A 12,369-nucleotide genomic window follows, 5' to 3' on the forward strand; every position below is an offset into this window, starting at 1 on the left:
AAATCTATTTGAATTGTCTCTTTTCAAGAAACAATTATTTCCGACAGCTCAACTAATATAACACCAGAGATGACTAATGTCAACAGTTAATTTCATAATTTGACAAACTTTTTTATTTCGTCCAAAAATCTATTAGTCTCATGCCTCCCCCTGTATCTACCAATAAATCCCCCTCTTCTACCACATATATGTATAGTCCGCTTCTTCCTATACTATATATAAGAAAAAGCTACCACCCAAACAACCAGTCCCAACCAATAACCAGCAAGTGCCAATAATTCTTTTCGGCGACATTTGCAGGGCCTTTAGAAAATCTTAGCCTCGGGAAATCTGCGTTATTCGCAAATCACTCACTGTCTGAGCGCAGCGAGTTTGAGTTATTTGCGAATGCTTTTAGCAGATTTCTCGAGGCTTAGCTTTTCTTAAGACCCGAAACCGAGCCGAAAAGAATTATTGGCACTTGCGTCCCTATTCAACTATTCACCTATTCTTATACAAACAAGCCACCGCCGCCCACAAATTCTGATTCCTCTGATACATCGGCTGATACTCCTCTATCGGCATAGGGCACTCACTCCCCCCATTCTCTATCGTAACCGCCGGAATCCCCAGATTCAGTACAAAATAATCACTACATCCCGCCGCATCTGTAGAATCCTGCACTGTAGAATGCATTTCATACCCCGTTACACCAGACACACACTGTGCCAACTCCTGATCTGCATCCAATACAGTACCCTGACTGCCATAATTCCAGTAAATTAAATTTCCATAAGAATGATATGCAATACAGCAATCCAGATCATAATTCTGTGCGACACTTAACACTGCCTGCGATTCCGGTTCGCTTGCAGGAGCAGTTCCCTTATAACACTCCGTAGAAGGACCAGATGCTCCTATATAAGTATCCCACCCTGCATCAAAATTTCTATTCAGATCAACACCTTCCGCATTTGCCTTCCACGTCCGAAAATACTGTGTTATATCTGAACTTCCCTTTCCATTCGCAAGATCTGTTTGATAACATTCTTCAAGCCTACTCTTCAGGTTGTCATCAGAAATTCCATCTACTCCATCCTGACTAATTGTTACTCCATCAGGATTTACCATCGGAATAATATGCAGACAAACATTTTCAAATATTTCTTTCCAAGTCTGATCTGCATAACTCCGATTTTCCAATCCACTCAGGTAATCCTCTATCTGATTCATAGCCAGCACTGTATTCATATATTCTCTCGCATGCATCGTTGCCTGAATCAGAATATGATGCTCCGCATCTACATCTCCCAGAATTACTTCTGTGATATCTCTTCCATCTGCTGTTGTCCCTAATGAATCCACCACCATTTGTCCCGGGTATCGTTCCTGCAAAGCTGCCAGATCCTGCTGCATCTGGTCGTATGAATATTTTAGATTACTTACCTGTACAATTGGAATTATTATTTCTGAAGCCTTTATTGTAAATGTTCCCGAAATTCCCAACAGCATTCCTACTACTCCAAATATAATCTTTTTATATAATATCCTTTTCATAAAAACTTTTTACTCAAATTCCAAATAATTTGCTAATGAATATCCGTGATTTCCCATATAATAAATTTCGTAAAATCCATTTGACGCAGTTCTTACATAGCTTACTGTCGCACCTAATGGAATCTGACAAATCTCCCCTGAATCCACATCCGGCTGTGGACGTAAGGTAATGCTCTCATTGCAATTCACTACTCTACATGTAGAATAGCTTGAATTACCAGAAGATGATGACAAATAACTTGCCAATGAATATCCTGTATTTCCATTATAAGAAATATAATAGAAACCATTAGAAGCTGTACTGATAAATGACACTGCTGCACCTAATGGAATCTGACAGATTTCTCCGGAGTTTACATCTGGCTGCGGACGTAAAGTGATGCTTTCATTACAATTCACTACATAATAAGTTTCATAATTTGCTGTATTTATCTGCCCTGAAGTTGCCGCTGCAGTTTCTGACGGTTTTGTTGTGGATAAATAAGACGCTAATGCATATCCTGTATTTCCATTATAAATAACCTTATAAAATCCATTTTCTGCTGCTCCTACATAACTTACAGCAGAACCTAATGGAATCTGAGTAATTTCTCCAGAGTTTACATCCGGCTTTGGACGTAAAGTAATGCTCTGTTTGCAGTTCACTACATAATAAGTTACATACTGATTCTGTGATGTTGTCTGCTGACTGGCAACAGGCGCTGTCTGCTCTACCTTCTGCGGCACAGGAGTTGCTGTTGGTTCCGGTGTTGGTGTTGCTGTAGGATCTACCTTTTTCGTCTCTTCTTTTGCTTTTTTTGTTTCTTTCTCTGTTGTTTCCTTTTTGGTTGTTTCTTCCTTTGTCTCAGCAGTCTCCGTTGTTTCTGTTTCCTTTTTATTTTTGTTTTCCATATTTATTGACACTGTACATCCACTCATAGACACTGTTAAAGCCAATGCCAGTGCACTGGCGAATATTCTTACCTTTCTCCTCTTCATCTTATAAGACCTCCGTTATCTTTTGATATATTTATCTTATCATATTTTTGTGATTTTGACTGTGTTTTATGCTGAAATAACTGGTTTATCGGATGAATGACCTGTTTTATATAGAAATAAGTATCTCTATAATAAATAAAATGCTCTCTTTCTAGCAGAATGAGATATATTATTTCCCATAACTACATAAAAGAGAGCATATCATAGAACCTTTTCGTCTTTAATTTTACTTTAGTAATTCCGAACTATCTATTCCCTATCATTTTGTTCTTAACCGAATCTTAGAACTATCTACCCATCCGGTTTTACCATTTACAGAAATCTGAACACAATTGTTATACCATTTTTTTAAAATTACAGTATCATTTCTTTTAACCCTGGGGCCATTCTGATCTGTTAATTTTACTGATTTACTTGTTGAAAAAGAATTCAATGCCTCACATGTTTTGCTGCCTCCAATGGTGGCATAGTCTGACATTAATGTTGCCTTTCCATTTTTTAATGTATATTTATAAATCCATGTTATTGGCGTCGGAAAATTAAATTCTTTTTCTGGAAACATTGGCATTGTTCCTTTTCTTTCATATTTCTTCATATATAATATATTTCCAGAAAATTTTAACGGACTGGTATCACTTGTAATTTCCTCTTTAAATGTAGAAATTTCTTCAAATTTATTACTCTGATATTTATATGCGGCACTCGAAGTACCACCATATTGAAAATAATGCTTAATCAAATAAACATTATTTTTTCCACCATTACACAAATAAAACCATCCACCTCTTGCCATAAATATCTTCTGTACATATTTTCCATTTAAATAAATTCTAACATCTCCTCTGGTTTTATCATCCATAAATTTAAATGTATCTTTTTTTCCATTTCCAGTTACATCATATTTGGTATATGTTGTATTTTTACTTAATTTTACCATTCCATTATCTGCTGCCTGTGCACTTACCGGCAACAAGCCAAACACCATAATTGCCATCATAAGTACTGCAAGTATTTTTTTCTTAACATTCATTTTTCATCCCTCTTTTCACAAAAATTCTACAAATATTTATATATACATAGAAGAGGCACATCTGCCTCTTCTATGTATGCTGAATTTCTATCTCGCATCTTTAATCACAATACTTTTATCAGAACAATCAAACCAACCCTTTTCTCCCCTATAAGAAACCTGGCATATAATTTTCAGATTCCTATCAATGTAGAATTTTTCTACTTTAAATTGATGACCTGGTCTTATAGCTGGTCCATCATAATCAGCAAGACCTGGCGTTGTACTTGTAAATAGTCCTCTTATAGAGTAAAAATTCAAAGTACTTTTATCCTTTACTTCTACTTCTTGCGGTAAATTAATACTAATTGCACCATTTCCAAATCTAAATGAAACAAGCATTCCAATATCCTGCTTTGATTCCCGAAATGATGCAAGCATTCCATAATTCCTTTTTTCCGCCACGGTAGAACACATGTAAAGCATATCTCCTTTTGTGTATCTCGGATACATTTTTTCAAATTCTATTTTTCCATAATTCCTAGGACGGATTGACCTAAATGCTCCTCTCTGATAATAATATGCTTTTGTAGACGCTTGGCCACTACGTGAAATTGTAGAAGCGACTAAATAAGTGTTATCATTTTCGACATTAAATAATACTAAATACGAATACGCACATGAAGGTTTTGATATTTGCTGTTTTTTTCCATTTATATATATTATAAAGTAACGGCTTGTTGGCTTTTTATATTCAATTACATCCTTTTTTCCATCACCATCTAAATCATATTTATCACATTTCACATTACCTGTTCTAGTACTAAACCAATATGCACTTGATCCACTACTTTCTGCCGCCTGCACATTCATTGGCAACAGTCCAAACACCATAACTGCCATCATAACCAGCGCAATTAATCTCTTTCTAATTTTCATTTTCTTTTCCTCCTGTTTATAAAGTCTTTTTATCTGGCGTTTTTCCTAATTACCCTCTCTCCCTTTCCTGTTCCCCAACGCTTCCATCTCAGCATTATAAACATTCCTCGCCAGATGTCTGAGAGTGTCTGCGATATAACGTATATTTACCGCTGTATCCTTAATATTATTTTTCAGCAAATCCTCCTTTCCCAAAAATGCTATTGCACTTTCTCCATTCCAGGCGGAAGCCAGAGTTTTCATGGATTCTTCCATAGAATTCTCTGAAATTCTGCGCAGACAGTCAGCTACATCATCCAGCTTATCCGCCTGTGTTAACGCCTGTTGAAAATTGTATTGTATCTCCTGTCTGTCACACATGACTTCTTCCCCTTTCCACTAGGCACATGCCATTGCCATAATAGCCTTAATCAATCAAATTACTGGACCACGGCGCTGCCTTTGGTTTCTCTTCTGTTTCACGGTAAATATTCGCAACTTTCCGGAGTGTTGCCGGGTATTCTTTTAATCTGGTAAGGATTTCTTCCATATCCTCTTTCTGCTCCAGAAACACTTTTCGATTAAGTTCTGCCGCTTCTCCATTCCAGTAATATTCTGTTCTGTTAATTGTGTCCTGTACATTTGCCAGCAGCTGTTCCATTTCAAAGATTGCGGTTGCAGCTTCCTGTGCTTTCATATCCAGTTCATTCGGCAGGACATTCATTTTAATAGCTTTACTGTTCATTTCCATCCGCTTTCCCTCTTCTTATATCCGGATAGCTTCTACAAGATCATCAATTCTCTGCTCACACTTCCGGTATTCTCCTTCTGCGTAAATCAATCCACCTATCAGATCCCGGAGGATTTCACACATTTCCCGGCAGGACTGATAATCACTTTCTATCTGCTTCAGAAATTCGGCTTTCTCTGGTCCTTCCCACATTCTGCCAAGTTCACCGACTGCATCAAATACATTCTTAACTTTATGATCCATCTGCTGCACAGCCGTCTGAAGTTTTTCAATATCTTCAGATAATGCACTCAGATTTACTTCTACTTCATTTTCTGCCACTGTGCTCACTCTCCTTTTTGATTTCCTGCAAATTTCGCTTTTACCATACGGACGATCCAGCTCAGATCATGGAAACTTACCGCCTCCATACGTTTCGCTGCCTGTACATCCTCACAATGGTCTGCAACTTTTCTGTCTGCACGCCTGTATAATTCCTGTATCATATACAAAGTTCTCTCAAGCTGTACTGTTCCGGAAAGTGCCTGTTCCAGCTTCTGACTCTCTGAACTGATCTGCTGCGAAACCTCCTCCAGATAAGGAAACTCTTTCAGAGCACTGCTTATTCTGCTTAATTTATCAATACATTCATCCATTTCCATGGCATTTCTGTGCAAGTCATTCGTTACTTCCGTCATAGGTTCCAAACTTGCCTTAAACATCTTTTCTCTCCTTGATCTATAACCTGATTATATCAAATATTTTTATTCTCTCTTTATTTCCTGACAAACAGCCATTCTATCATGACGAATAACCTTTACTGTTTATACCAGCATCAGCTGACTGCCATTCGTAATCCCATTCTGCTCCAGTGTAGAATCCGGTGGAAGAACTTTTTCCAGTTCCAGACTGCACAGATTCAGCTTTTCTTTCTCTCCATCCAGAATACAATTTTCCTTCTGACAGATTGCCTCCGCAATTTCTTCTGTAAGCAATGCAACTGAAATTTCTTCATCCAGACTGAAATTATATTTTCTTCCTATGGAAGGTACGACTACATCTACAATGACCATTTCTTCTCCTCTTCCAGAAGAGATTCCTGCAGATTTTTACGAAATTCCATACTGTCAAACACAACCTGTCTGCTCTCATCTGTCAATATCAAAACTCTGTACCCAAGACTTCCCTCATAAAAAACCAGCCTCTCTACAGGAGCATGAACTTTCATATCTGCCACATCCCAGACACTGACAATATTTTTTATACCGTTCACGTCTTCCATTTCCAGTATATCTTTCTGAGATGTATCCATATTTATAGAAAGATTCTCCAGAAGCGCTGCTCCTTCTTTCTTTATTCCAGACTGAGAATCTTCTATTTTTTGACCTGCTGCTTCATTTTCCAATGGATTTTCCGGCATATCTGCCCCTGCGAAAATTTCCTCCGCAATCTTTTCCTGTAAAACCAGACGCACCCGGACTTCTTCGCTGAGTACCGGCAATTCCATAACCACAGCCCCGGACCGTGCCAGATACCAGCATTTCTGCTCACTGCCCTCCGCTGATACCACAGACAGGACTTTTGTACATGTACGCAGAACTTCCATCATCCATTTCATATCTTCCGAAAGTTTCGGCTCTGATCCCATCTCTATACATCCACGCTTTACCAGCTGATACAGCGCCATGGTAAAAGCATTATCATCAAACTCATTCTCCGACGGCATCTGAAATCCATAAATCTCAGTTACATTTCCTATTCCGAGTAAAAGCACCAGTTCGTTTTTACTGAAATAGTAAGACTTCTCCATAACATTTCCCCCTGGTAGTTTTTATTTTTCCATACGCTATTGACCTGTAAAGATTTTCAGCGTATATATTTATACTCTAATTTCTGCTGTATTCCTTCACTGCCCTCTTATAACTTCTTGACAGCGGTACCTGCAGATTATCCTGAACTTCGATCAGACTCTGCGATACCTTTACAGCAGTCACCTTAGCCATATTTACAATATAACTTCTGTGACAACGCAGGAAATTCTCCGGAAGTTTTTTCTCCATATTTTCTATGGTATCGTAGAAACCATACTCTTCCTGCTTCGTCCTGATAAATATCTTCTTTTCTCTTGCTTCTATATAATAGATCTGATTCAGTGGAATGTACTGTTTTCCCTCCCTGGTCTCAATCACAAAAGACTCCGGAACATCTTTGCTGTCAAATTTCTCTGTAAAAGCATCCATCATTTCATTGACAACCATGACCAGATTCTCTCTGCTGACCGGTTTCAACAGAAGTGACGACGGCATGATTCCCGGGCGCAGATATACCATTGGTGAAATACTGCCGTCCGCAACTACCATCAGATAAGACTGACGGTAATCCCTGCGGATTTTCTCCAGAGATGGTACGGAATCCTTCATCGTCACATCCCAGCTTATAATATCCAGCAGAGGCACTTCTGCCAAAAATTCTTCTGCCTTCGGTATCTGCTCAAACATATGAAATTTCCACATTTCGTCTGTCCGCAGAGCTGCCTGCTCCCTGACAGCTTCCTTCATCAGATCATTCTCTTCTTTCTTTGAAGCAACTGATAAAAATGTAATCATAATACTGTTGGTCCCTTCACTAGCGGAATTACAATTTTGTGATATGCCTGTCCATCCGTAGATGCGACCAGGCCGATTCCCGGCTTCTCACTTCTTGTCTGCTCACCAAATGGCATTCCCGTAAATTCCAGGATTCTCTGTGCAGCCACATTTCCACCCAGATGAATCCCTGCCTTTCCGCTGATAAATTTCTCAAATACATCTTTTCCCATAACATCTGCTCTCTGATCCTGATTCATGCATGCAAAGAAATAGATATTATGTAAGAATCCTTTTTCAAAAAGATTCGCCATTGCACCGCTGAGATTGTCCTTTACTCCCTGTTCACTGTGCATAAGTTTCGTATATTCTACAAGATCCGCTATAAAAATATAATACGGTTTCTCTCTGCTCATCTGCATATAAACCGCCTCCTCTTCCAGTCCCTGGCTTATCAGAGACTTCTTCAGACGGTTCCTTGACTGGAATACAGGTACAAATCTGCTCATAAAGTCCATATATCCTTCATAAGAATCTATGTATTCCGCCTGTACATCCTCTGCTGCTTTCCTTAATTTCCATCCATTAAACTCAACAATGATCAACTCTCCGCCTTTCTGCTTCGCACTGTTAATCATTGCTTTCAGACAATTACGCTTTCCTGTTCTGGACTTTCCTGAAATCAGAAAGCAGTAATTTCTTGACAGATCCAGAGAAAAGATTTCTGCAGATACCAGATCATATCCGACTGGCAGATCCCTGTTGCCGGCAAAAATTTCCTGCACATCTTCTCTGTTCTGAAACTCATTCCATTCCGGATTCTGTGGGATTTTCGGAATCTGTCTTGCCGGTCTTCCAGTCCATTTCTTATTTAAATTCACACACTCTCTACGAATTTCTTCTCCCCGCTGATAATCGTCTGCAGCCTCCAAAGCCAATGCAGTCTGAAACTCCAGATTTCTACCATTGATCTGTACCAGGCCTCTGCCTCTGATTCCCTTCTCAGGAAGTACAGAATCCTTCATACTTCCAAGACATTCTCCATATGCAATTCTGTCGGGCAGTTCCAGACAGATGATCTGATGGAAATTGTCACGCATACGCATTGGAAACTCTGAATTCTTCATACCGCTTCCTGTCACGATCATATAAATACCATAAGACGCACACTCTCTGGAAATCCTGATCATTTTTTCATCATATCTGAACTCTGTTTTTTCCCTGAATCCGGCAATATTGTCAATTACGATCAGCACTGCCGGACATATTTCTGCATGAGATGATACATACTGCTGATAGCTTCCGCCGCTAAACAGTTCTTTTCTCTCTTCTATCATCTGTTCCAGCATATGGTAAAATCTTTCCAGTCCTTCGCTGTCATTTTCATACAGAATCCCACCGATATGCGACTCACCTTCAAATACTCCCAGCATTTTATTGGAGAAATCCAGAATATAAATATTTAATTCATCTGGAGTATATTCATGAATCAGTCCATATATGGTTGTCTGAAGCAGCGTACTTCTGCCGCTCATCGGCATTCCACAAACTGCATAATTTCCCTTTTCTGTAAAATTAAGTACAAATGGCTTCTGCTGCTGATTTTCCGGATCATCCCAGAGTCCTATTGGTATCTCTATCCTGCTATAAGATGTCTTTTTATCAGAAAATTCTTTATTATTCGCCTTCAGGTCCGTTAATTCATTCTGTCCATTAAATATCTCTTTGAAATATTCCTGGAGATTTTCCAGCGTAATACTTTCCGGCAAAACAGGGAGCCACAACTGCTGCGGTTTTCGATACCCTTCTTTCTCTGCCATTTGAGCCAGATATCTGACCGCTGCATTCAACTGGGTCCGGACTTTTTTCTCCGAATACTCCTGGACTTCGCTGTTTCTTCTTTTGGCATAATTTCCTACAAGCGCAGGTCTGCCAGTCTCATCCAGCATTTGAACATGACTTCCATTTATGCCGTCATTTTCTTCATAAGCAGCTCCGCTCCATCCGGACTGAAACAGCTCGTAAATTTCATTATTTCCCACCTGCAGATATGCACGTCCGGTCTGTGTCAGATAAGCGGCATCTGATTTATGCAGCATATACATACTATCCTTACTATCCTGAACACGAAGACAGATACGAAATCTGGAATTGCTCCATATATTCTCATCTACTGTACCCTCCGGCTTCTGTGTTGCCAGAATTAAGTGAACACCAAGACTTCGTCCAACCTGTGCCACACTGATCAGTTCCTTGAGAAATCCCTCTTCTTCTCTCTTTAATTCCGCGAATTCATCTACGATAATAAATAAATGCGGCAGTGGAATATCTGTCTCTCCATTCTTGTACAACATAGTATATGCATCAATATGATTCACTCCAAACTTGTTAAAAAGTCTCTGGCGTCGTTTATTTTCACTCTTAATAGAAACCATGGCACGATGCACCTGGCTTCCGGATAAATTCGATATTTTCCCCAAAATATGCGGCATTCCGTCAAAAAGCTTCGCCATTCCACCGCCTTTATAATCAATGATCAGAAAGCCCACATCATCCGGGCTGAAATTCACTGCAAGAGAAAGCATATAAGTCTGCAGTATCTCAGACTTACCGGAACCAGTTGTTCCTGCGATCAGTCCATGAGGACCATGATATTTCTCATGCACATCCAGATAACAGTCTGTTCCACCTGCCTTCTGTCCAATCAGTGCTTTCATACTTCTGTATGTTCTGTTCTTCTTCCAACGTTCTTCTATATGCAGATCTTTTAGCTGAGAAATTCCATACATTTCCATAAAAGTCACCTGCTCAGGAACTTCACTTCCTACTTCGGTTTCCTTAACCTCTGTATCCGCCTGACGTCTTGCCATCTTCTCCAGTTCACGAATACTTACTTCATCAAAAATGATCGGCGTTCTTTTTCCTGTTCTTACATCATAGCGACCACTGAACTGCCCGTCATTCTGGATAATACACTCACAGCTGTTTGGCAGATCCTCACACTGTTCAGCAAGCAATACTACTGTAAAACCCAGATCTGCATCCTGTCCATAAATATAGTTTGCGAGAAGTTCTCCGTCCAGATACTCCTGTTTCTCTACAAACAGAATATAATGTGGTCTGCAAAGTTCTCCTTTTTTCCCAGAACTCTTCTGCCGTTCCCTGCGCATACGCAATACCTTTGTCAGCTCATAGAAAATATCACTGGCACTGTTTTTGTCTGATGCAACATAACGGATCTTCTTATCCGGCGCCCAGGTATGCGGCAGCCATCTGGCAAATCCCCATCTGCTGCTTTCCTCACCCTGTTCTTCCTGATAAGCAAAAGCCATTTTTACATCTGTATAACAGTTTTGCGCTGCAATCTGTGCCACCAGTTCACGAACAACTGGATAAGCTCCTTCCAGATCCTTGCCTCCTGCAATTCCAATCATTCTTTCCTTTGACAGATCCAGACAAATTGGCACATTATGCAGATACTGGTACTTCTCTTTGATCACTCCTGGTGCTAACGAAAACTCTTCTTCTGTCAGCTGAAATCTTTCCTTCGGGATCTGAATATCAATCTGAAATGGAATCTCACCTTTTCCCAATCTGTGAAGTAGAAAGTCCTTATGAGTGCTATTTCTGTTCCACATACGGTTCTGACTCTGAAACTCTGCTGATGCACATTCTGCTGCACAAGGATACATCTCTTCAAGAGCATCCAGATTGTGTTTATATTTTTCCTCAATCTCTGCCGCACATTTTTCCAGATATTCTCCGTATTTATGCAAAATCTGATTTTTGCTTTGCATTCCCAGACTTCTGTTGTGAATAATGTTATACATTGTCCAGGCTGTACCAATTCCTGCTGAACTTACAGCCGCAACCATTCCAGCATGCATAAATGCTTCCATTGGTATTCCCGTAATTCCGGAGCCTGCAATCGCGGTAATACAACTTAAGGCAGAAGGTACTGCCATTACCATAGCCGGGCCTGCTGCCATCAAAAAGTTATTTTCCTTCTGTTCTTTTATGTCCGGAAAATCTTCTATTTCAATTGTTCCTGTTTCCAAAGTCTGCAAATTTCTGGGTGCCCGGTGATAGAGTTTACGTCCGGATTTCTTTCCCTGATCATCTGTAATCTCCAGCTGGTCATTCTTCCATTCCGGGATTGTCTCGCTGACAGTCAGATTCTTTCCTTTACGCACAGCAAGAATATTCCCAAGAAAGACCATATCCAATCCCCAGAGATGGATCTGATCGCCAAAGATTAGTCTCTGCTCTCCTTCTACACGGATGTCATTGACAAACACTCCGTTTGTACTGGTGTCTTCCAGTATCATTCCATCCAAAGTTCTGTGCAGAATCAAATGCAGCTTAGAAATATACTGTCTGCCGGCATATCTGTAAGAATAACAGATACTGGTGCCCTCTTTGCATCCTACAGTAATTTCTTCAATATCTGAAATATCGTATTTCAGGTAGTTCGTGAATGAGGTCTCCTTCATCTGAACCAATGTCATTAACTTAGCAATTTGCCAATACTGCATTGATGAAAATATCAGCAGAAGGATTTGATTATGATAAAAAATGGGATATTGATGGATCAAGATACAACGTCTTACTAA

General features: G+C 39.7%; 12 protein-coding genes. All 12 read right to left on the bottom strand.

What is annotated here, in order from left to right; all coding sequences use genetic code 11:
- Positions 1–480: 480 nt before the first annotated feature.
- The 12 genes from KQI87_RS06235 to essC all read right to left on the bottom strand — a co-directional run bounded on the left by KQI87_RS06235 (position 481) and on the right by essC (position 12,249).
- Positions 481–1,536 carry a M14 family zinc carboxypeptidase gene (locus tag KQI87_RS06235; RefSeq protein ID WP_216459372.1) on the bottom strand — a complete coding sequence of 352 codons (1,056 nt, stop codon included), beginning with the start codon at positions 1,534–1,536 and terminating at the stop codon, positions 481–483.
- A 9-nt stretch (positions 1,537–1,545) separates the two neighbouring features.
- On the bottom strand, positions 1,546–2,514 hold the full coding sequence (locus tag KQI87_RS06240; RefSeq protein WP_216459374.1) for an SH3 domain-containing protein: 969 nt from the start codon (positions 2,512–2,514) through the stop codon (positions 1,546–1,548).
- 259 nt (positions 2,515–2,773) lie between these two features.
- Entirely contained in the window at positions 2,774–3,544 is a 771-nt protein-coding gene (locus KQI87_RS06245; RefSeq protein ID WP_216459376.1) for a hypothetical protein, read from the bottom strand.
- Positions 3,545–3,631: 87 nt separating this feature from the next.
- The gene (locus KQI87_RS06250) at positions 3,632–4,462 is read right to left on the bottom strand and encodes a hypothetical protein (RefSeq protein ID WP_216459378.1); all 831 of its coding nucleotides are present in this window, start codon (positions 4,460–4,462) and stop codon (positions 3,632–3,634) included.
- Positions 4,463–4,507: 45 nt separating this feature from the next.
- On the bottom strand, positions 4,508–4,822 hold the full coding sequence (locus KQI87_RS06255; RefSeq protein ID WP_216459380.1) for a WXG100 family type VII secretion target: 315 nt from the start codon (positions 4,820–4,822) through the stop codon (positions 4,508–4,510).
- 46 nt (positions 4,823–4,868) lie between these two features.
- The gene (locus KQI87_RS06260) at positions 4,869–5,192 is read right to left on the bottom strand and encodes a WXG100 family type VII secretion target (RefSeq protein WP_216459382.1); all 324 of its coding nucleotides are present in this window, start codon (positions 5,190–5,192) and stop codon (positions 4,869–4,871) included.
- A 15-nt stretch (positions 5,193–5,207) separates the two neighbouring features.
- Complete coding sequence (locus KQI87_RS06265) at positions 5,208–5,513, bottom strand: WXG100 family type VII secretion target (protein WP_216459384.1); 306 nt, start codon at positions 5,511–5,513, stop codon at positions 5,208–5,210.
- A gap of 5 nt (positions 5,514–5,518) precedes the next feature.
- Positions 5,519–5,893: a hypothetical protein gene (locus KQI87_RS06270; protein WP_216459385.1), complete on the bottom strand. Its 375-nt coding sequence runs from the start codon at positions 5,891–5,893 to the stop codon at positions 5,519–5,521.
- A 102-nt stretch (positions 5,894–5,995) separates the two neighbouring features.
- Complete coding sequence (locus tag KQI87_RS06275) at positions 5,996–6,244, bottom strand: EsaB/YukD family protein (protein WP_216459387.1); 249 nt, start codon at positions 6,242–6,244, stop codon at positions 5,996–5,998.
- Positions 6,232–6,981: a hypothetical protein gene (locus KQI87_RS06280; protein WP_216459389.1), complete on the bottom strand. Its 750-nt coding sequence runs from the start codon at positions 6,979–6,981 to the stop codon at positions 6,232–6,234. The genes KQI87_RS06275 and KQI87_RS06280 overlap by 13 nt, the downstream gene beginning before the upstream one ends.
- Positions 6,982–7,057: 76 nt before the next feature.
- On the bottom strand, positions 7,058–7,777 hold the full coding sequence (locus KQI87_RS06285; protein ID WP_216459391.1) for a LytR/AlgR family response regulator transcription factor: 720 nt from the start codon (positions 7,775–7,777) through the stop codon (positions 7,058–7,060).
- Positions 7,774–12,249 (bottom strand): type VII secretion protein EssC, encoded by a 4,476-nt coding sequence (gene essC / locus KQI87_RS06290; RefSeq protein WP_216459392.1) that lies wholly within the window; start codon positions 12,247–12,249, stop codon positions 7,774–7,776. Before essC ends, KQI87_RS06285 begins: the two co-directional genes overlap by 4 nt.
- Positions 12,250–12,369: the final 120 nt, after the last annotated feature.

Origin of the sequence: Blautia sp. MSJ-9, from assembly GCF_018919065.1 — a bacterium.
GTDB lineage: Bacteria > Bacillota > Clostridia > Lachnospirales > Lachnospiraceae > Blautia_A.

What these genes read in the sequence shown, in the direction of transcription:
- KQI87_RS06285 (WP_216459391.1), bottom strand. Translation starts at nt 7,777, where the DNA reads ATGATTACATTTTTATCAGTTGCTTCAAAGAAAGAAGAGAATGATCTG.
- KQI87_RS06270 (WP_216459385.1), bottom strand. Translation starts at nt 5,893, where the DNA reads ATGTTTAAGGCAAGTTTGGAACCTATGACGGAAGTAACGAATGACTTG.
- KQI87_RS06255 (WP_216459380.1), bottom strand. Translation starts at nt 4,822, where the DNA reads ATGTGTGACAGACAGGAGATACAATACAATTTTCAACAGGCGTTAACA.
- KQI87_RS06235 (WP_216459372.1), bottom strand. Translation starts at nt 1,536, where the DNA reads ATGAAAAGGATATTATATAAAAAGATTATATTTGGAGTAGTAGGAATG.
- KQI87_RS06250 (WP_216459378.1), bottom strand. Translation starts at nt 4,462, where the DNA reads ATGAAAATTAGAAAGAGATTAATTGCGCTGGTTATGATGGCAGTTATG.
- KQI87_RS06275 (WP_216459387.1), bottom strand. Translation starts at nt 6,244, where the DNA reads ATGGTCATTGTAGATGTAGTCGTACCTTCCATAGGAAGAAAATATAAT.
- KQI87_RS06260 (WP_216459382.1), bottom strand. Translation starts at nt 5,192, where the DNA reads ATGGAAATGAACAGTAAAGCTATTAAAATGAATGTCCTGCCGAATGAA.
- essC (WP_216459392.1), bottom strand. Translation starts at nt 12,249, where the DNA reads ATGAAGGAGACCTCATTCACGAACTACCTGAAATACGATATTTCAGAT.
- KQI87_RS06245 (WP_216459376.1), bottom strand. Translation starts at nt 3,544, where the DNA reads ATGAATGTTAAGAAAAAAATACTTGCAGTACTTATGATGGCAATTATG.
- KQI87_RS06280 (WP_216459389.1), bottom strand. Translation starts at nt 6,981, where the DNA reads ATGGAGAAGTCTTACTATTTCAGTAAAAACGAACTGGTGCTTTTACTC.
- KQI87_RS06240 (WP_216459374.1), bottom strand. Translation starts at nt 2,514, where the DNA reads ATGAAGAGGAGAAAGGTAAGAATATTCGCCAGTGCACTGGCATTGGCT.